Origin of the sequence: Pseudomonas paracarnis (genome assembly GCF_904063055.1) — a bacterium.
In the GTDB taxonomy this organism is placed as follows: domain Bacteria; phylum Pseudomonadota; class Gammaproteobacteria; order Pseudomonadales; family Pseudomonadaceae; genus Aquipseudomonas; species Aquipseudomonas paracarnis.
The window spans coordinates 140,594-160,010 of record NZ_CAJFCN010000009.1 but is presented as its reverse complement, the minus strand read 5'-3'; the positions used below and the strand labels follow the sequence as shown (position 1 = coordinate 160,010).

Here is a 19,417-nt window from a genome sequence, read left to right as displayed (position 1 = left end):
GCCATTAATTCCCACCGTCGATAGCGACGGCACAGACATCACCTATTTTTAAGGAGCGCATTCATGGCTGTTGGTCTTGGTCCTTTGCCCACGTTGCACCCGGTTGCCGGTTTTGAACTTGGTATCGCTTCGGCCGGCATCAAGCGCCCGGGGCGCAAGGATGTGGTGGTGATGCGCTGTGCTGAAGGCTCGACCGTAGCGGGCGTGTTCACCCTCAACGCCTTTTGCGCCGCGCCGGTGATTCTGGCCAAGCAGCGCGTGGCCGGGTCGATTCGCTACCTGCTGACCAATACCGGCAACGCCAACGCGGGCACCGGCGAGCCCGGCCTGGTGGCGGCGGCGCGCACCTGCGCCAAGCTGGCCCAGTTGACCGGCGTCGATGCCAGCCAGGTGTTGCCGTACTCCACCGGTGTGATCGGTGAGCCGCTGCCGGTGGAAAAAATCGAAGGCGCCCTGCAAGCCGCGCTCGATGATCTGTCTGTGGATAACTGGGCGGCTGCGGCCACTGGCATCATGACCACCGACACCTTGCCCAAAGGCGCGAGCCGCCAGTTCGTGTATGAGGGCGTGACCATCACCGTCACCGGTATCAGCAAAGGCGCAGGCATGATCCGCCCGAACATGGCCACCATGCTCGGCTATATCGCCACCGACGCCAAAGTTTCCCGTGATGTGCTGCAACGCCTGATGCTGGACGGCGCCAACAAGTCGTTCAATCGCATCACCATCGACGGTGACACCTCCACCAACGACTGCTGCATGCTGATCGCCACCGGCCAGGCCAACCTGCCGGAAATCACCTCCACCGAAGGCCCGTTGTTTGCGGCGTTGAAACAGGCGGTGTTCGAAGTGTGCATGGACGTGGCCCAGGCCATCGTGCGTGACGGCGAGGGCGCGACCAAGTTCGTCACGGTTGAAGTCAACGGCGGCGGCAACCATCAGGAATGCCTGGATGTGGGCTACACCGTGGCGCACTCGCCGCTGATCAAGACCGCGCTGTTTGCTTCGGACCCGAACTGGGGCCGTATCCTCGCGGCTGTCGGCCGTGCCGGCGTGCCGGACCTGGACGTGAGCAAAATCGACGTGTTCCTGGGTGACGTGTGCATCGCCAGCCGTGGCGCCCGCGCCGAAACCTACACCGAAGCCCAGGGCTCGGCGGTGATGCAGCAGGAAGAAATCACCATCCGTATCGAACTGGGTCGTGGTGACTGCAGCGAAACCATCTGGACCACCGACCTGTCCCACGAGTACGTGAAGATCAACGCGGAATACCGTACCTGATACCAAGAGGAAACTGGCGGTGAAACGAGTACATGTAGCAGCAGCGGTGATCCGCGGTGTCGATGGCAGGATCCTGCTGGCGCGCCGTGCCGATACTCAGCATCAAGGCGGCCTCTGGGAATTTCCCGGCGGCAAGGTGGAGGCTGATGAGTCGGTTGCCACGGCCTTGTCCCGTGAATTGCAGGAAGAGCTGGGCATCCAGGTCACCACGGCGCGGCCGCTGATCAAGGTGCAACATGACTATCCGGACAAGCAGGTATTGCTGGATGTCTGGGAAGTCTCGGCTTTTACCGGCGAGCCCCATGGCGCTGAAGGGCAGCCGTTGGCGTGGGTGGCACCGCGGGACCTGGTCAACTATGAATTCCCGGCGGCGAATGCGCCGATTGTCGCCGCGGCACGCTTGCCCGCCGAGTACTTGATCACCCCTGGCGAGCTGGAGACCCCGACGCTGTTGCGCGGTATCCAGAAGGCTATTGCCGGTGGCATCAAGCTGGTTCAACTGCGTGCGCCCAACGGCTATGACCCCAAATACCGTGACCTGGCGGTGGATGCGGTGGGCCTGTGTGCTGGCAAGGCGCAACTGATGCTCAAGGGGCCGTTCGAGTGGCTGGGGGATTTCCCTGCTGCGGGGTGGCATATGACCTCGGCGCAGTTGCGCAAATACGCAAGCAAGGGCCGGCCGCTGCCCAAAGACCGCTGGTTGGCGGCGTCTTGCCACAACGCGGAAGAACTGGCGCTGGCAGAGTTGATGGACGTGGATTTTGTCACGCTGTCGCCGGTGCAGCCGACTCAGACCCATCCGGATGCGCAGCCGTTGGGTTGGGAACAGGCGGCTGAGTTGATCGCCGGGTTCAGCAAGCCGGTGTTTCTGTTGGGCGGGGTTGGGCCGGCGCAGCGGGAGCAAGCTTGGGAGGCTGGTGCGCAAGGTGTGGCAGGTATTCGGGCGTTCTGGCCGCAGGTGTGATGAGCGTTCCCACGCTCTGCTGATCGTGCTGATCGTTCCCACGCTCTGCGTGGGAATGCCTCCTGCGACGCTCTGCGTCACGCTTTGGGACGCGGAGCGTCCGTTGATGCATTCCCACGCAAAGCGTGGGAACGATCTGCTCAGTGTGGCTTGGCCGCCGCCTGCCACAACACTTCCGCAACACCTTGGCGTTTGGCAATCACCCTGGCCGCCACAAACAGCAAATCCGACAACCGATTGATGTACGCCAACCCCACACCCTCCAACGGTTCCACCGCATTCAGGTGCTGACAACGGCGTTCGGCGCTGCGCGCCAGGCTGCGGCACACATGGGCTTGAGCGATCAACGCTGAACCGCCAGGCAGGATGAAATTCTCCAGCGGCCCGACTTCCTCGTTCCAGCGATCAATCGCAGCCTCCAGCCGATCCACTTCCGCCGCATTCAACGCCTTGTACACAGGCATGGCCAGCTCACCGCCCAAGTCAAACAGACGGTGCTGGCAAGGCGTGAGCACTTCAATCACATCCTTCAACCCCGGATGCTTGCCGCTTTGTTCTTCAAGGTTAGCCAACAGCAGGCCGAGTTGGCTGTTCAGCGTATCCACCTCGCCAATCGCTTCCACGCGTGGATGGTCCTTGGGCACGCGGCGGCCGTCGCCGAGGCCGGTCTCGCCTTTGTCGCCGGTACGGGTGTAGATCTTCGACAGGCGAAAGCCCATGGTCAGTGCTCCAGTTGGGTAAGTTCAGTGGGGGGCAATTGGCTGCCGGCCAAAGGCAGGCGCAAGGTAAAGCAGGTGCCCTGGCCCAGGGTGGAATGCACTTCCATCTGGCCCTTGTGGTTGTTGGTGATGATGAAATACGACACTGACAGCCCAAGCCCGGTACCTTGGCCGATTTCCTTGGTGGTAAAGAACGGTTCGAACGTGCGTTTGCGCACGTTTTCGCTCATGCCGATGCCGTTGTCTTCCACCTGGATTTCCGCCCACGGCGGGTTGAGGCGGGTGCGCAGGATGATGCGCCCCGGCTCGCTGTCGTCCTCGCGCAGGTGAATGGCCTGGGCAGCGTTTTTCAGCAAATTGAGCAGCACTTGCTCCAGCTCGTTGGCGGTGCCGGGCACCGGGCCCAGTTGCGGATCGAACTGGCGGATGATCGCCTGGCCCTTGAAATCGAAACCGATGGTCAGGTCAAAGTCGTTACCGGCGATTTCCACGGCCTGGTCGATCAGCGCCGGCAAATCGCAGGGCGCCATCTGGCGATTGCTGCGGCGGCTGAAGCTGAGCATGTGGGTAACGATTTTCGCGGCACGCGCCCCGGCCTGCTGAATGCCGTCGAGCAGTTGCGGGACTTCGCGGCCTTGCAGGTATCGGTTGACCGTCTCCAGCTCGATGCCCACCTGTTCGGCAAGTTCAAGGTTCTTGGGCAGCTCGGGGGACAGGCGCCGCCGAATGTTCTGCACGTTATGCAGGATCGCGCCCAACGGGTTGTTGATCTCATGGGCCATACCTGCGGCCAGGCCGCCCACGGAGAGCATTTTTTCCGATTGCACCATCATTTCTTCCAGGGAGAGGCGCTGGGTGATGTCGTCGATTCGGATCACCACACCGCGCCCGGCGCCGCCCATCAACGGGTAGAACGTCAGCGCATAATGCTTGGGCTCGTCGTCCTTGATCCAGGTGACCCGTTCTATCCGCTCCACTGTGTGCTGCTCCACGGTGGCCTTGATCTGTGGCAGGTACGGCTTGAGCGGCTGGAAGGCCAGGAACACCGGCTGGTTCAGGGCTTCGTCCAGACGCGTACCGGAGAGGGCGGTAGCTTCCTGGTTCCACTGGGTGACATAGAGTTGTTCGTCCAGGGCGATCAGCGCCGAGGGCATCGAGTCAATGATGCTGTTCAGGTAGTTCTGGAAGCCCGTGAGCTTTTTCTCGATCTTGCTGCGTACCTGGACTTCCAGTTCCAGCTTGCGGTTGGTATGCCGGGTTTCTTCGGCCAAACCCTGGGCCTGGTCATACGCGGCCTGAGAGTCGTCGCGCGCGCGTTTGAGCTGCTGCTCGCGAGCTTCGATGCGCGACAACATGGTGTTGAACGCTTCGGCCAGGCTGCCGATTTCATCACGGTTGCCACGCCCGGCGCGTAAAGCGTAGTTCTCCTCGCGGGTCACCTGGCGGGACAGTTCTTCAAGTTCATGAATCGGTCGTGTGATCAGGCGTTTTATTTGCCGGGCGATGACCAGCCACAGCAACACACTGAAAATCAGGATGCCCAGGCTCGCGGTCAGCGTGCCGGTATAGAACGCCACCGGCAGCTCACTGCTGGCCACCAGCAACAAATGCCCCGAAGGCTGAGTGCCACGGGGCAGGGTGATGATCTGGTTGCTGCGAAATTCGGTGAGGCGCCACGCTTCGATATGCCGGTAGTGGTCCGGCAGGTGCAGGCGGTCGCCGTGCTGCATCTGCGCCAGGCGGTTGCCTTCGCCGTCGTACAGCGCGGCGGCGCGCAACGGTGAATAGCTGGTCAATTCATTGAGCAGCGCCTCGGCCTTGGTCGGGGACTCAAGCGCCTCGGCGGCGAGCGAGGGGTTGGACACCAGTCGACCAATAGCCTGCAAGGCCTGGGGGGCCATGCTTTCCTGGGAGATCCAGTAGGCGGCGCTGATAAACGTCAGGTTGGCCACCAGCAATACGGTGGTGAGAAGCACCAGCAGGGCCGCCAGCAGTTTTTGTCCTACTGGTAGATTTTCAAGACGCTGGCGCAGTGGCATCAGAGTTTTCCCAGGTGATAGACAGGTAGGCAGGGTAGCGCGTGCCTCAGTCGCTGGCCAATCCGCGTGCAAGCAGATGCGCCACCAACCGCGTGTGTACCTGTTGCAGGTGCGGCGCTGCCAACTGATGGCGGGCCGCGGCCTGGCAAGCGTAGCCCAGCAGGTAACTGATCTCGGTGCGTCGGGCGTTGGCGACGTCCTGGTACATGGAGGAATAGTTGGCGGCGGTGGCCTGGATCACCCGCTCGACTTCACTGTGCAAGTCCTGTGCAGCCGCAGGCTGGCCACAGCGCTCCAGCAGTTCGGCCAGTTCGGCGCAGAGCGTGGCGACCTCGCAGTGGTGGGCGCTCAAACCGCCGTTGCGGCAGTGGTACAACACGGTCAGTGGGTTGATGGCGCAATTGAGCGCGAGCTTGCGCCACAGGCGCGTCAGGATATCGGTGGCCCATTCATGGGGGATGCCTGCCGCTTGCAAATCATCCAGCCACAGCGGCGGGGTGGGATGGCTCGCGTCCCCCAGCCAGGTGTAGCCATGGCCGGCAAATACCACCCGCCAATCGCCATCGCGAAATGCGCCCTCGGTGCTGGAGGCAAAGATGCAGCGCGCCGACGGCCATTGCGCAGCCACGGCGTCCTGGCTGCCGAGGCCGTTTTGCAGCAGGATCAATTCGGCGTCCGGCGCCAGTCGATGCTGCAACTGTGCGATGGCGCTTTGAGCGTCGTAGGCTTTGCACGCTACCAGCAGACGCCGAATCGGCTCCGAGCTATCAGGCGTTTCGCCGATGACCGGATAAGTCTGTTCCACGCCGTGCTCCACCAGGGTCAGCCCTTTGCCTGCGCGATAGCTGGCCAGGCGCGCCTGGTTACGCAGGATCAGCCTGACGGGCACCCCCGCGCGTGCCAGCCGCGTGGCCCAGAGGGTGCCCAGGCTGCCAGCGCCAAGAATATGCCAGGGGGTCGACATCAGTGTGTACTCCATAAGGTCGCCAGCGGTGAACGGCGCGAAAGAACCGCTATAATGCCCCGGCATTTTAGCTCGGGCGCGCTCCATCTCTACTGAGCCCGCCCCTTATATTGGAGAAATCACATGCCTTCGTTCGACGTGGTATCTGAACTGGACAAACACGAAGTCACCAACGCCGTCGAGAACGCCGTCAAGGAACTGGACCGTCGCTATGACTTGAAAGGCAAGGGCAGCTTCGAATTCAAGGAAAAGGAACTGACCGTCAACCTGACCGCTGAAGCCGATTTCCAGCTGGAAGCGATGATCGAGATCCTCAAGCTGGCCCTGGTCAAGCGCAAGATCGACGTGCAATGTCTGGAAGTCAAAGATGCCTACGCCTCCGGCAAGCTGATGAAGCAGGAAGCCGTGCTCAAGGAAGGCATCGACAAAGAGCTGGCCAAGAAGATCGTGGCGCATATCAAGGACGCCAAGCTCAAAGTCCAGGCCGCCATCCAGGGCGAGCAGGTTCGCGTCACCGGCAAGAAGCGTGATGACCTGCAAGAGGCTATCGCAGCTCTGCGCGCCAAGACTTTCGACATGCCGCTGCAGTTCAATAACTTCCGCGACTGATGGCACTTTGGGGAACCTGTGGGCACTTTTGACGTCCCACGCCCCAGCAGCAGTGCCTACCATTGAGCCCTTCGGGGCTCAATTGCGTTTTCAGGCAGTCAATACAGCCTTATCGCCGCACAACAGGAGAAAGTAGATGGATTTGAACGCTGAAATGGATCACCTGATCAAGACCTCCCAGTCTTGGCTCCCCATGATCATGGAATACGGCAGCCGCGTATTGCTGGCGTTGGTCACCCTGGCCATCGGCTGGTGGCTGATCAACGTCTTGACTCACCGCGTGGGCCGTCTGCTGGCCATGCGTAACGCAGACTTGGCACTGCAACACTTCATCACCAGCCTTGCGAACATCGCGCTCAAAGTCATGCTGGTGGTCAACGTGGCCTCGATGATCGGTGTGGCAACCACCTCGTTCGTTGCGGCGATCGGTGCCGCTACCCTGGCTATCGGCCTGGCCTTGCAAGGCAGCCTGGCGAACTTTGCCGGCGGCGTGTTGATTCTGTTGTTCCGCCCGTTCCGTATCGGTGACTGGATCGAAGCCCAGGGTACCTCGGGTACCGTCGACAGCATCCAGATCTTCCACACGGTGCTGCGTACCGGCGACAACAAGACGGTGATCATTCCCAACGGCAGCCTGTCCAACGGCCTTATCACCAACACCAACCGCCAGCCGACCCGCAAGGTCGTGTTTGACGTGGGTGTGGACTATGAGGCGGACCTGCAAAAGGCCCGTGAAGTATTGCTGGCTCTGGCCGAAGACCCGCGTGTACTGAAGGACCCTGCCGCCGTGGCGGTGGTGTCGACCTTGGGCGACAGTTCCATCACCGTCTCCCTGCGTTGCTGGACCAACACTCCGGATTATTGGGACGTGATGTTTATGCTCAATGAACTGGCGCGTGACCGTTTGAAAGCGGCCGGGATTGATATTCCGTTTCCGCAACGGGTTATTCGGGTGATGCAGGAAAGTGCGCCGAAGTAACTTGGCGCGATGCTATCGAAGTTGGCCGAAAGGTCAGCTTTGAAAAAACTAGTTACTTAGCTTGCTAGTTGTTTTGTTGGTTGAAGTAAAACTGCAATAAAAAAGCCGCTCCCTGTTTAAACAGAGGAGCGGCTTTTTGTTTAAGGCCGAGGCCTCAAGTCATCGTTGTAATTGAACCGGCAATTACAAGATGTTCAGCGGGTAGTTGGCGATCAGACGCAGCTCGTCGATCGACGGCGAACCGTAGTACACGCCATCACCGGAACGGTAAGTCGCTTGACGCAGGCGCAGGCTCAGGTTTTTCGCCGGGCCGCTCTGGATCACGTACTTGGCTTCGATGTCGCGTTCCCACTCTTTGCCGTTCGAGGTGGTGCCGGTGTTGGCGCCGCTACCGGTGACGTAACGGGTCATGAAGCTCAGGCCCGGAATGCCAAAGGTCGCCATGTTGATGTCATAACGCGCCTGGTAGGACTTTTCGCCTTCGGCGTTGAAGTCGGAACGGGCGATGGAGTTGGCCAGGAACACAGTGCCGCCGCCGTCTACGCCGTAACCGTAGTCGCCGTCACCGGTGACTTTCTGGGCTGCCAGGGTGAAGGTGTGAGCACCGATGGTGTACGCACCCTGCAAGCTGAAGGCGCGGTTGTCGAGCTTGGTCACGCCATCTTTCTCTGCGCGTTGCAGGCCGGCGCCGTCGCTCTTGGTGTCGTAGATGTTGAAGTCCAGGGCGAACGACTGATCATCGCTCAGGGCGTGGGTCCAGTTCAGGTTGCTGTAGTACTTGCGGAAGTAATCTTCGGTTTTCGCGTAGTACAGGCTGCCGGTGACTTCTGGAGTGAAGGCATACACACCGCCGACAAAGTCGGTTTTGGTCAGGCCCAGGCTGTCGTGGTAGGTCTGGTTCTGCGCGACGCTGGAAGTGAAGTGACCGCCTTCAAGCTTCAGGCCCTTGATTTCGTTGCTGGTGATGGAGATACCTTGCGGCAGCTCTGGCAGCAGGCGGCTGTCGTCGGAGGCAAACACTGGGGCTGTGGTGTATTGGTCACCGATTTTCAGCACTGTGTTGGAGATGCGGAACTTCACCGCGCCGCCGCCTTTGGAGTAGTCGTCTTGCGAGCGACCATCGGAACCGGTTGGGAACAGGCCGGTGCCGGCGCGGCCCTTGCCGCTGTCGAGCTTGACGCCCATCAGGCCGATCACGTCGACACCGACACCAATGGTGCCCTGGGTGAAGCCAGATTCGTAGAGGGCATTGAAGCCCAGGCCGGTTTCTTCAGCACGGCTTTTACGCTTGCCGTTGACGGTGCTGTAACCGCCCCCTGGCTCATTTCGAAAGTCACGGCTGAAGTACAGCGCGCGAGTATTGATGCTGAACGTGCTGTCTTCAACAAAGCCCTTGGAATCGTCCTGGGCGGACGCCATTGCGAACTGCGAGGTGCCTGCTGAAACAGCCAGGGCGATCATGCTCCACTTCATCACGCGCATCGTGATTTGCTCCTTTGGTTTTAGGAAGAGTACTGCCGTCCCACCTGTATTTTTATCTGGGCGGCTCTTTCTTTTTGTGTCGGCGCAAAGTTAGCTCACGCAGACCCTATTGACGATACTTACTCAACTATCCTTTCAGCTTCTTTACGAGGCTGTCGTAAATCGCTAGATCCATGTCGCAAATTCACAGCCCAAAATGTATCCAGGCTGACAACTTCAATGCTGTTTTCAGACTTCGTTCAAAGTTTGAACACTTCCCTGATACACATTGAAACGCCACTGTTTTTATCGCGAAACACCTGTGTCCAGACGGGTGCCGTTGCCGACGATATGGAGGTGAATGCAACAAGCGTGCTCAAACCGCTGACCGAATGTCATTTTTTCGTGAAAAGTGTGATGAACCTGTAAAAACCGCATAAGCACGGGGGGTTTACGCCATTTGGGTTGGGCTTGACGCCAGGGTGTTACCCCGGTTCGGTGGTACCTGAATGCTGTACCTGGGTAAAACGTTACCGGTTGACCCTTATCAGTGGGTAATCGGCGGATCCCTTTGAGGCACAGGTGGGTCATTTTGGTGCATCCCGTTGAGGCCCGGCCTAGCGTTGCTCTCTTGAGTTACTGCCTCTAAAGGGTGCATTTTTTTGCCCGGCTGCCTCAAGGCCGCCAGCATTGCCCGTGAAGCCTTGGGCATTCGAAGGTATGCTGGGCACCTGTTACCGACCTGCCGAACGGAGTGCCACGTGTTCGCCTTAGATCAACGCCTGCAACAAGATACCTTGGCCATTGGGGACTTCCCGCTCTGTCGCCTGCTGCTGTCCAATGACGCCAATTACCCCTGGTTCATTCTGGTGCCACGCATCGACGGTATCAGCGAAGTGTTTCAACTGGATGTCGCCGATCAACAAACCTTGTGGCAAGAAACGACAGCCTTGGCGCAGTTGCTCAACGAGGGCTTGGCGGCCGACAAAATGAACATCGGCGCGTTGGGTAACGTGGTCAGCCAGTTGCATGTGCATGTGATTGTGCGCAAGCGCGACGACGCCGCCTGGCCAGCCCCCGTGTGGGGCAAGCACCCGGCCCAGCCCTATACCGAAGAGCAGGTGGCCGCGATTCGCAGCCGATTGCGTGAGCTATTGCCTGCCGACTTCATCTTTACCCAGGACTGAACCATGGACCTGCAAGAACGCGTCACCGACCTGGAAAGCCGCCTGGCCTTCCAGGACGACACCATTGAAACCCTCAATGACATTCTGGTCACCCAGCAGCGGGCCGTCGAACGCCTGCAATTGCAGATGACTGCACTGCTCAAGCGCCAGGAAGAAATGGGCGGGCAATTCGAGTCATCCGAAGAAGAAGCGCCGCCGCCCCACTATTGACTGCGCACGCAATAAAAAACCGCGACCCAGCCAAGGCTGGATCGCGGTTTTTTTTGCTGCGAAAGCTGGGGAATCAGCGACGCGGCAGGGCAGCGATGACGTCTTCGGCTTGCAGGCCCTTGTCACGGTTCATCACCGAGAACTCCACGCGCTGGCCTTCGACCAGGACGCGATGGCCTTCGCCACGAATGGCTCGGAAGTGGACGAAGATATCGTCGCCCGAATCGCGGGAAATGAAGCCGAAGCCCTTGGAGGTGTTGAACCACTTGACGGTCCCGGTATCCCGGTTGGTCATGTCATAGTTTTGCGACGCGGCCGCTGGAGACGAGCGGTAGAAGCTGATGGCCAGGTGAAGAACGATGGCGACCACAGCAATCACCAGGCTGAGCAGGATGGCCGGATGGCCCCCGACTTCAGGCATGGGCGCCAGGAGGGTAAGGGTTTGTACGACAACAGTCAGCACCAGCAGCGCACTGACCAGGTTTTGCAGTTGATGACGCGTGCCTTTGTTCCAGTAAGGGATTACCGGTGCGAGCGTCAGGTTAAGAAGGCCGAACAAGGCCAGGTACAGGGCGTCGTGTTGTTCCAGGTAGGGCAGGCTTTCAGGCTGCAGGCTCGGAATAAAGGACAGCAGCAACGCTGCAACGCCCGTTAGCAGGTGGACGATTTTCAACATTTTGGTTAACTCACGTTAAGACGGATCACAAGGAAGAGCTGACTGGCACGGTTCGCTTCTGAACAATGGGAGGCGTTGAGCACGTGCGCGGGTATCAGCCTATGTGACGTGCCGCAGGAATAAACGGCAGCCACACCGCGTCTATTTAACAGCAAAGGCTGTGCCTACTCAAATCAAGCATTTCGGGGTGTTGCCACGGTCACGGCATTTCTGCGTCAAACGCTTGTCCTAGACAGGTGCGGGATTTTTTCAGTGGCAGCCAAGACCCTTCCTACAGGTAAACAGGCTTGCCAACTCAGATCTCGCAGGCGGTGCGGGGCGATTTGCCGCATGCCGTCCGAGTGTGTCGGGCTGCACGTGGCGCACTCTCTTGCTAGAGTGGAGCTGCACCTGATCAATGAATGCTCGTCAATTGAAGGGGAAACACATGGCAATCGATATTGGTATCAGTGAAGAAGACCGTAAATCCATCGTCGACGGACTTTCCCGCCTGCTCTCCGATACCTATGTTCTGTATCTGAAGACCCACAATTTCCATTGGAACGTCACAGGCCCCATGTTTCGTACACTGCACCTGATGTTCGAAGAGCAGTACAACGAGCTGGCGCTGGCAGTGGACTCCATTGCTGAGCGTATCCGTGCCCTGGGCTTCCCGGCGCCGGGTGCCTATTCGATTTACGCCCGCCTGTCTTCCATCAAGGAAGAAGAGGGTGTGCCGAGCGCCGAAGAGATGATCAAGCAGTTGGTCGCCGGCCAGGAAGCAGTCACGCGTACCGCGCGGGGCATCTTCCCATTGCTCGACAAAGTCAGTGATGAGCCGACGGCGGACCTCTTGACCCAGCGTATGCAGGTTCACGAGAAAACCGCGTGGATGCTGCGCTCCCTGCTCGAAAACCAGTAATCGTCGAACCCTGGCGGCGCCTTTTGGGCGCCGCCTGCTGGTTTCCCTGCGCTTCCTGGCGTTGTCCTACGACTAACAACTCCCCGTCTTCTGGCTGCTCTGTGCTGGCTGCTGTTTTATAGGCCCATCGTCCAATGGGAGAAACCTGTTGGCTGTTGTTTGGCAATGGAGTGTCAGCTGTATGTCACGTGGAGTGAGTAAGGGAGTGATGGAAACCTGTGGTTTTCACAAGATAAAGGTCGACCCTTTTGCCAAGGGTTTTGATATGGGGCTCGCCAAGCCACTGTCCCGGTCCGTCAGGCTCAATGGGTTTTCTACCTGCCTGCGGCTTGAACAGATCTATTGGAACATCCTGACGGAAATCGCCAGGCTCAATACCTGTTCGGTCAGTGCGTTGTTGTCCTACGTCGATCGGGAAGTGCATTTGCGTTACGGAGGCGTGAAGAACTTCAGTGGGCTGGTGAGGGTGGTGTGCGTGGTCCATGTGCTCAAAGGCCGGGACGCCCTCACGTCCGCGGACACGCTCGCGCAGTAGTGCGGTGGTCGGTCCGTCATCCCGGCGGGCCGGGCCCTGGGCACAAAGCCGGCTGCGCTGTGTTGATTTACCAGATATAATCCCGCGCTTTGCTGCGCATGCCGGGCTTTAAGCACAGGGCAGGGCGTGGCGCTGTAACGATCTGATCGCCGAGACATCTCCATGCCCATGTACGACTATCAATGCGCTTCCTGTGGTCATCAGTTGGAAGCCATTCAGAAGATCAGCGCCGCGCCGCTGGTCGATTGCCCTGCCTGCCAGGCACCTGAGTTGAAGAAGATGTTGTCCATGCCGGGCTTCCGCCTGAGCGGCAGCGGCTGGTACGAGACCGATTTCAAGACCGGCGCCAAGAAGAACCTGGCGGGCGGCGACAAAGCAGACTGAGTTGAACTCTACGCGCAGGCTCCTGCATTATCCGTCCCCTGCTTTAATGTACGGTGACGAGGCGGGCCTGCCACCGAATTTCGAATTACGAGAAGTGAAACCACGACCATGATGCGCAGCCACTATTGCGGCCAACTGAACGAGACCCTGGAAGGTCAGGAAATCACCCTTTGCGGATGGGTTCACCGTCGCCGCGACCACGGCGGGGTGATCTTCCTCGATATCCGTGACCGTGATGGTCTGGCCCAGGTGGTGTTCGACCCGGACCGCGCCGAGAGTTTTGCAGCCGCCGACCGCGTGCGCAGCGAATACGTCGTCAAGATCACCGGCAAGGTACGCCTGCGTCCGGCCGGTGCCGTGAACAAGAACATGGCGTCCGGCGGCATCGAAGTGCTGGGCTATGAGCTGGAAGTGCTGAACGAGTCGGAAACCCCACCGTTCCCACTCAACGAATACTCCGATGTGGGCGAAGAAACCCGCCTGCGCTACCGCTTCCTGGACTTGCGTCGTCCGGAAATGGCCGAGAAGCTGCGCCTGCGTTCGCGCATGACCACCAGCATCCGCCGCTTCCTGGATGAAAACGGCTTCCTGGACGTCGAAACGCCGATCCTCACCCGGGCCACCCCGGAAGGCGCGCGTGACTACCTGGTACCGAGCCGTACCCATGCCGGCAGCTTCTTCGCCTTGCCGCAATCGCCGCAGCTGTTCAAGCAACTGCTGATGGTGGCCGGTTTCGACCGCTACTACCAGATCGCCAAGTGCTTCCGTGACGAAGACCTGCGCGCTGACCGCCAGCCGGAATTCACCCAGATCGACATCGAGACCAGCTTCCTCGATGAAAAAGAGATCATGGGCCTGACCGAGCAGATGATCCGCAACCTGTTCAAGGAAGTGCTGGGCCTGGAGTTCGGCGAATTCCCGCACATGACTTTCGAAGAAGCCATGCGCCGCTACGGTTCCGACAAGCCAGACCTGCGTAACCCGCTGGAACTGGTGGACGTGGCCGACCAGCTCAAGGACGTCGACTTCAAGGTGTTCAGCGGCCCAGCCAACGACCCTAAATGCCGCATCGCCGCCCTGCGCGTGCCTGGCGGCGCGAGCATGCCGCGCAAGCAGATCGACGATTACACCAAGTTCGTCGGCATCTACGGTGCCAAGGGCCTGGCTTACATCAAGGTCAACGAGCGCGCCAACGGCGTCGACGGCCTGCAATCGCCGATCGTGAAAAACATCCCTGAAGCCAACCTGAACACGATCCTTGATCGCGTCGGTGCGGTTGACGGCGACATCGTGTTCTTCGGCGCCGACAAGGCCAAGATCGTCAGCGAGGCCCTGGGCGCGCTGCGTATCAAACTCGGCCACGACCTGAACCTGCTGACCTGCGAGTGGGCGCCGATGTGGGTTGTGGACTTCCCGATGTTCGAAGAGAACGACGACGGCAGCTTCAGCGCCTTGCACCACCCGTTCACCGCACCGAAGTGCTCCCCGCAAGAGCTGGAAGCCAACCCTGCAGGCGCGCTGTCCCGTGCCTACGACATGGTGTTGAACGGTACTGAACTGGGTGGCGGTTCGATCCGTATCCACCGCAAAGAGATGCAACAAGCGGTATTCCGCCTGCTGGGCATCAACGAAGCGGAACAGGAAGAGAAATTCGGCTTCCTGCTCGACGCCCTGAAATACGGCGCGCCGCCGCACGGTGGCCTGGCGTTCGGCCTGGACCGTCTGGTGATGCTGATGACCGGCGCCCAGTCGATCCGTGAAGTGATCGCCTTCCCGAAAACCCAGAGCGCTGCGGACGTCATGACCCAGGCGCCGGGTGTGGTGGATGCCAAGGCCTTGCGCGAGCTGCACATCCGCCTGCGCGAGACGCCGAAGGCTGAGTAAGGCTGCAGCGTGAAAGCGCGATAAGGTTGTACGCAGTCAAAAAGGCGCATCTTCGGATGCGCCTTTGCGTTTAAAAGAGGGAAATCTCGCCTGGGGCGGGATTGATAAGGTTTCTAGAGAATTCGGAGTTGTGTTATGGCTGGCCATTCCAAGTGGGCGAACATCAAGCACCGCAAAGAGCGTCAGGATGCCAAGAAGGGCAAGATCTTCACCAAGTGGATTCGCGAACTGACCGTCGCGGCCCGCCAGGGTGGCGGTGACCCGGGCTCTAACCCGCGTCTGCGCCTGGCGCTGGACAAGGCGCTGGGCGCCAACATGAGCCGCGACATCATCGACCGCGCCGTGGCCCGTGGTGCTGGTGCGGCCGACACCGACGATATGGTCGAGCTGACCTATGAAGGCTACGGCCCGGGCGGCGTGGCGGTGATGGTCGAATGCATGACCGACAACCGCAACCGTACCGCGGCAGCCGTACGTCATGCGTTCAGCAAGTGCGGCGGCAACCTCGGCACGGATGGTTCGGTGGCCTACCTGTTCGAGCGCAAGGGGCAGATCACCTTCGCACCGGGCACCGATGAAGACGCGCTGATGGAAGCCGCAATGGAAGCGGATGCCGATGACGTCGTGACCAACGAAGACGGCTCCATCGACGTGTTTACCTCGTTCGCCAGCTTCTACGCCGTGCGCAACGCCCTGGAAGCCGCTGGTTTCAACGGCACCGACGCAGAAATCGTGATGCTGCCGACCACCAGTGCCGAACTGGACCTGGACGGTGCGCAGAAGGTGCTGAAGCTGCTGGACATGCTTGAAGACCTGGATGACGTGCAGAACGTGTATTCGAATGCTGACATCCCTGAGTCTGTGGCCGAGCAGCTCACTTAAGAACGATGAATAGCCACTGTGGGAGCTGGCTTGCCTGCGATAGCATCACCTCGACTTGACAGAAGCACCGAGGTGCACGCATCGCAGGCAAGCCAGCTCCCACAGGGGTTCTATGCTGTTACACAAATGTGTGCCTGGCACATACCTTTGTAAATCCAACCCGCAGGCGTTATGACTTTAATCCTAGGTATCGACCCCGGTTCGCGCATCACCGGATTTGGCGTGGTGCAGCAGACCCCGCGTGGCTGTGTGTACGTCGCCTCGGGCTGCATCCGCACTGGCGCAGGGGAATTGGCCGAGCGGCTGCAGATCGTCTATCGCGGCGTGCGTGAAGTCATCCAGACCTACGGCCCGGTCACCATGGGCATCGAAAAAGTCTTCATGGCCAAGAATGCCGACTCGGCGTTGAAGCTTGGCCAAGCCCGTGGCGCCGCCATCGTGGCGGGTGCCGAGGAGGGCATGGAGATCGCTGAATACACCGCGACCCAGGTCAAGCAGGCCGTGGTCGGCACCGGTGGCGCCAACAAGGAGCAGGTGCAGATGATGGTCATGCACATGCTCAAGCTCACTTCAAAGCCACAGATCGACGCCTCGGATGCCCTGGCCATCGCCATTTGCCATGCCCATACCCGCTCCAGCCTGTTGCCTCACGGCTTGGGCGCAGCACGTAGTCGTGGCGGGCGCCTGCGTCTCTGATAGCATCAGCGCAATCGTTATTTTTGCGGTCAGGCTCCGATCTGACCCCCCAGCTTTAAGGATCTGAACCGTGATTGGACGCTTGCGCGGCACCCTGGCTGAGAAACAGCCGCCGCACCTGATTCTGGATGTGAATGGGTTGGGTTATGAGCTGGAAGTGCCCATGACCACCTTGTATCGCCTGCCGTCGGTCGGCGAGCCGATAACCTTGCACACTCATTTAGTGGTGCGCGAAGACGCGCAACTACTCTATGGTTTCATCGGCAAGCGCGACCGCGATTTCTTCCGCGAGCTGATTCGTCTCAATGGCGTGGGGCCCAAATTGGCCCTGGCCTTGATGTCGAGCCTGGAAGTGGATGAGTTGGTGCGTGCTGTATCGGCCCAGGATACCTCGGCCCTGACCAAGGTGCCGGGCGTCGGCAAGAAAACTGCCGAGCGCTTGCTGGTCGAGCTCAAGGACCGCTTCAAAGCCTGGGAGGTGGTACCGAGCATGTTCGCCTTGGTACCGAACCAGCCGGATATGCCGGCGGCCCAGGTCGCCAGCGCCGAAAGCGATGCGGTCAATGCGCTGATCTCCCTGGGCTACAAGCCTCAGGAAGCCAGCAAGGCCGTATCGGCCATCAAGGACAAGAACCTGAGCGCTGAAGACATGATTCGCCGTGCCCTGAAGGGAATGATTTAAGTGATTGAAGCCGATCGTCTGATCGCGGCCACCGGCCCGCGTGACCGTGAAGAAGTCCAGGACCGGGCCATCCGCCCGCTGAGCCTGGCCGAATACATCGGCCAGCCCACCGTGCGCGAACAGATGGAGTTGTTTATCCAGGCCGCGCGCGGGCGCAGTGAGTCCCTGGACCACACCTTGATCTTCGGCCCGCCCGGGTTGGGCAAGACCACCCTGGCCAATATCATCGCCCAGGAAATGGGCGTGTCGATCAAGTCCACCTCCGGCCCCGTGCTGGAGCGTCCTGGAGACCTGGCGGCGCTGCTGACCAATCTTGAACCCCATGACGTACTGTTTATCGACGAGATCCATCGGTTATCACCGATTGTCGAGGAAGTGCTGTACCCGGCGATGGAAGACTTCCAGCTTGACATCATGATCGGTGAAGGCCCGGCGGCCCGTTCGATCAAGCTCGACCTGCCGCCCTTTACCCTGGTGGGCGCGACCACCCGTGCGGGCATGCTGACCAACCCGCTGCGAGACCGTTTCGGCATTGTTCAACGTCTAGAGTTCTATAGCACCGCCGATCTGGCGACCATTGTCAGCCGGTCGGCGAGTATCCTCGGCTTGCCCCTGGACCCGGAAGGCGCCTTTGAAATCGCTCGACGCGCTCGCGGTACGCCACGAATTGCCAACCGTTTGCTGCGCCGCGTGCGAGACTTTGCCGAGGTGCGTGCCAAGGGCCACATCACCAAGGCCGTGGCGGACCTTGCCTTGAACCTGCTGGATGTGGACGAACATGGTTTTGATCACCAGGATCGACGCCTACTTTTGACCATGATCGAGAAATTCGACGGTGGCCCGGTGGGCGTGGACAGCCTGGCCGCAGCCATCAGCGAAGAGCGCCATACCATTGAGGATGTGCTGGAACCGTACCTGATTCAGCAGGGCTACATCATGCGAACCCCGCGGGGCAGGGTCGTGACGCGTCATGCTTACCTGCACTTTGGGCTAAACATTCCGTCACGATTGGGAGAGATGCCCGTGGTAGACGAATTCCTCGATGCGGTAGACGATTAAAAAGCTTACGCCGGACGATTTATCTGAGCTTTGTGCTGTCCCAGTGTCTGGCGTCGTCATTTGATTCACTGCAAAAGCGTTCAGGAATGAAAAAACAGTTGCCCAGCCAATTGGCAACCTGAGGAGTAAGCACTAGAGTATGCGCGCGCAAAACGGGGATCAGTCGTTCGCACATCGCTGTCGCGTTTATTACGAGGACACCGATGCCGGCGGCATCGTTTATTACGTCAATTACCTGAAATTCATGGAACGGGCTCGAACCGAGCGGCTGCGGGAGTTGGGTTTTGCCCAGTCCGAGCTTGTAGGCGAGGACCTGTTATTCGTCGTGCATTCCAGCGAGGCGCGGTATTACGCGCCGGCGCGACTGGACGATGAGTTGCTGGTCAGCGCTGAAGTCATCGAATTGAACCGTGCCAGCCTGCGTTTCAAACAGCAGGTCAGGCGGGCCACGGATGCAACGCTGCTCTGTGAGGGGCAGTTCCTGGTGGCGTGTGTGCGCACCAACAGCTTGAAACCTCGGGCCATTCCCGAAACTCTACGCGCGGCCTTTGCCGCCGTGAGCGGCGCGGGTCAACAATCAAAGCAGGAGATTTAGCGTGGAACCTACCGTCGTCGACCATTCCTCCATGTGGAGCCTGGTCAGCAATGCCAGTGTCGTGGTTCAACTGGTCATGCTGACACTGGTAGCCGCATCGGTTACCTCTTGGGTCATGATTTTTCAGCGCAGCAACATGTTGCGCGCCGGTCGACGTGCCCTGGAGAGCTTTGAAGAGCGCTTCTGGTCGGGTATCGACCTGTCCAAACTGTACCGCCAGGCCGGCAGCAACCCGGACCCGGATTCGGGCGTCGAGCAGATCTTCCGTGCCGGCTTCAAGGAGTTCTCGCGCCTGCGCCAGCAGCCGGGTGTCGATCCTGAAGCGGTGATGGAAGGTGTGGCCCGTGCCATGCGCGTGGCCATCTCCCGCGAAGAAGAGAAGCTTGAGCAGGGCCTGCCGTTCCTCGCCACCGTGGGTTCCGTCAGCCCGTATATCGGCCTGTTCGGTACCGTATGGGGGATCATGAACTCCTTCCGCGGCCTGGCCCAGGCGCAGCAAGCCACACTGGCCACCGTGGCCCCGGGTATTGCCGAAGCCCTGATCGCCACCGCGATCGGCCTGTTCGCCGCTATCCCCGCAGTAATCGCCTACAACCGTTTCGCCGCAACCAGCGAAACCTTGATCGGCCGTTACTACACCTTCGCCGATGAATTCCAGGCGATCCTGCACCGTAAAGTGCACACCAGCGAAGAATAAGCAGGTAATTCCC

General features: G+C 59.8%; 21 protein-coding genes. 16 read left to right on the top strand and 5 right to left on the bottom strand.

What is annotated here, in order from left to right; all coding sequences use genetic code 11:
- Positions 1–63 precede the first annotated feature (63 nt).
- On the top strand, positions 64–1,281 hold the full coding sequence (gene argJ / locus JMV15_RS19865) for a bifunctional glutamate N-acetyltransferase/amino-acid acetyltransferase ArgJ (RefSeq protein ID WP_014719725.1): 1,218 nt from the start codon (positions 64–66) through the stop codon (positions 1,279–1,281).
- 19 nt (positions 1,282–1,300) lie between these two features.
- Positions 1,301–2,245, top strand: a complete 945-nt coding sequence (locus tag JMV15_RS19860; RefSeq protein WP_014719724.1) for a Nudix family hydrolase — start codon at positions 1,301–1,303, stop codon at positions 2,243–2,245.
- A gap of 140 nt (positions 2,246–2,385) precedes the next feature.
- On the opposite strand, the gene JMV15_RS19855 is transcribed toward JMV15_RS19860, so the two are convergent.
- Genes JMV15_RS19855 through JMV15_RS19845 form a run of 3 tightly spaced genes read right to left on the bottom strand, consistent with a single transcriptional unit; the run spans position 2,386 to position 5,967 of the window.
- Entirely contained in the window at positions 2,386–2,964 is a 579-nt protein-coding gene (locus JMV15_RS19855; protein ID WP_014719723.1) for a cob(I)yrinic acid a,c-diamide adenosyltransferase, read from the bottom strand.
- Positions 2,965–2,966: 2 nt separating this feature from the next.
- Entirely contained in the window at positions 2,967–5,003 is a 2,037-nt protein-coding gene (locus tag JMV15_RS19850) for a sensor histidine kinase (RefSeq protein ID WP_014719722.1), read from the bottom strand.
- Between the two features lie 46 nt (positions 5,004–5,049).
- The gene (locus JMV15_RS19845) at positions 5,050–5,967 is read right to left on the bottom strand and encodes a putative 2-dehydropantoate 2-reductase (protein ID WP_014719721.1); all 918 of its coding nucleotides are present in this window, start codon (positions 5,965–5,967) and stop codon (positions 5,050–5,052) included.
- A gap of 123 nt (positions 5,968–6,090) precedes the next feature.
- On the opposite strand from JMV15_RS19845, the gene JMV15_RS19840 reads away from it, so the two are divergent.
- Together JMV15_RS19840 and JMV15_RS19835 are read left to right on the top strand one after the other, a co-directional pair.
- Positions 6,091–6,576 (top strand): YajQ family cyclic di-GMP-binding protein, encoded by a 486-nt coding sequence (locus JMV15_RS19840; protein WP_003193880.1) that lies wholly within the window; start codon positions 6,091–6,093, stop codon positions 6,574–6,576.
- Positions 6,577–6,712: 136 nt separating this feature from the next.
- Positions 6,713–7,555: a mechanosensitive ion channel family protein gene (locus tag JMV15_RS19835; protein ID WP_014719720.1), complete on the top strand. Its 843-nt coding sequence runs from the start codon at positions 6,713–6,715 to the stop codon at positions 7,553–7,555.
- A gap of 183 nt (positions 7,556–7,738) precedes the next feature.
- On the opposite strand, the gene JMV15_RS19830 is transcribed toward JMV15_RS19835, so the two are convergent.
- Positions 7,739–9,037: an OprD family porin gene (locus tag JMV15_RS19830; RefSeq protein WP_014719719.1), complete on the bottom strand. Its 1,299-nt coding sequence runs from the start codon at positions 9,035–9,037 to the stop codon at positions 7,739–7,741.
- 740 nt (positions 9,038–9,777) lie between these two features.
- On the opposite strand from JMV15_RS19830, the gene JMV15_RS19825 reads away from it, so the two are divergent.
- Together JMV15_RS19825 and JMV15_RS19820 are read left to right on the top strand one after the other, a co-directional pair.
- Positions 9,778–10,203: an HIT domain-containing protein gene (locus JMV15_RS19825; protein ID WP_020302709.1), complete on the top strand. Its 426-nt coding sequence runs from the start codon at positions 9,778–9,780 to the stop codon at positions 10,201–10,203.
- Between the two features lie 3 nt (positions 10,204–10,206).
- Entirely contained in the window at positions 10,207–10,413 is a 207-nt protein-coding gene (locus JMV15_RS19820; RefSeq protein WP_005790924.1) for a SlyX family protein, read from the top strand.
- Between the two features lie 73 nt (positions 10,414–10,486).
- Here the strand turns inward: JMV15_RS19820 and JMV15_RS28640 are convergent, their stop codons facing one another.
- A complete protein-coding gene (locus JMV15_RS28640; RefSeq protein ID WP_003193875.1) occupies positions 10,487–11,089 on the bottom strand; it encodes a cold-shock protein in 603 nt (200 codons plus the stop codon).
- Positions 11,090–11,516: 427 nt separating this feature from the next.
- Between JMV15_RS28640 and JMV15_RS19810 the strand changes: the two genes are divergently transcribed.
- The 10 genes from JMV15_RS19810 (at position 11,517) to tolQ (ending at position 19,404) form a co-directional block, all read left to right on the top strand.
- The gene (locus tag JMV15_RS19810) at positions 11,517–11,990 is read left to right on the top strand and encodes a Dps family protein (RefSeq protein WP_003193874.1); all 474 of its coding nucleotides are present in this window, start codon (positions 11,517–11,519) and stop codon (positions 11,988–11,990) included.
- 181 nt (positions 11,991–12,171) lie between these two features.
- Positions 12,172–12,525 carry a ribbon-helix-helix domain-containing protein gene (locus JMV15_RS19805; protein ID WP_038451345.1) on the top strand — a complete coding sequence of 118 codons (354 nt, stop codon included), beginning with the start codon at positions 12,172–12,174 and terminating at the stop codon, positions 12,523–12,525.
- 162 nt (positions 12,526–12,687) lie between these two features.
- Complete coding sequence (locus tag JMV15_RS19800; RefSeq protein ID WP_003193872.1) at positions 12,688–12,909, top strand: FmdB family zinc ribbon protein; 222 nt, start codon at positions 12,688–12,690, stop codon at positions 12,907–12,909.
- A gap of 108 nt (positions 12,910–13,017) precedes the next feature.
- Entirely contained in the window at positions 13,018–14,793 is a 1,776-nt protein-coding gene (gene aspS / locus JMV15_RS19795) for an aspartate--tRNA ligase (RefSeq protein WP_014719716.1), read from the top strand.
- 135 nt (positions 14,794–14,928) lie between these two features.
- Entirely contained in the window at positions 14,929–15,675 is a 747-nt protein-coding gene (locus JMV15_RS19790; protein WP_003193870.1) for a YebC/PmpR family DNA-binding transcriptional regulator, read from the top strand.
- A gap of 171 nt (positions 15,676–15,846) precedes the next feature.
- Entirely contained in the window at positions 15,847–16,371 is a 525-nt protein-coding gene (gene ruvC, locus JMV15_RS19785; RefSeq protein WP_019821257.1) for a crossover junction endodeoxyribonuclease RuvC, read from the top strand.
- 70 nt (positions 16,372–16,441) lie between these two features.
- Positions 16,442–17,053: a Holliday junction branch migration protein RuvA gene (ruvA, locus tag JMV15_RS19780; RefSeq protein ID WP_003193868.1), complete on the top strand. Its 612-nt coding sequence runs from the start codon at positions 16,442–16,444 to the stop codon at positions 17,051–17,053.
- The gene (ruvB, locus tag JMV15_RS19775) at positions 17,054–18,112 is read left to right on the top strand and encodes a Holliday junction branch migration DNA helicase RuvB (RefSeq protein WP_003193867.1); all 1,059 of its coding nucleotides are present in this window, start codon (positions 17,054–17,056) and stop codon (positions 18,110–18,112) included.
- 139 nt (positions 18,113–18,251) lie between these two features.
- Complete coding sequence (ybgC, locus tag JMV15_RS19770) at positions 18,252–18,707, top strand: tol-pal system-associated acyl-CoA thioesterase (RefSeq protein WP_014719714.1); 456 nt, start codon at positions 18,252–18,254, stop codon at positions 18,705–18,707.
- A 1-nt stretch (position 18,708) separates the two neighbouring features.
- Positions 18,709–19,404 (top strand): protein TolQ, encoded by a 696-nt coding sequence (gene tolQ, locus JMV15_RS19765; protein ID WP_003193865.1) that lies wholly within the window; start codon positions 18,709–18,711, stop codon positions 19,402–19,404.
- The last annotated feature ends 13 nt before the right edge of the window (positions 19,405–19,417 follow it).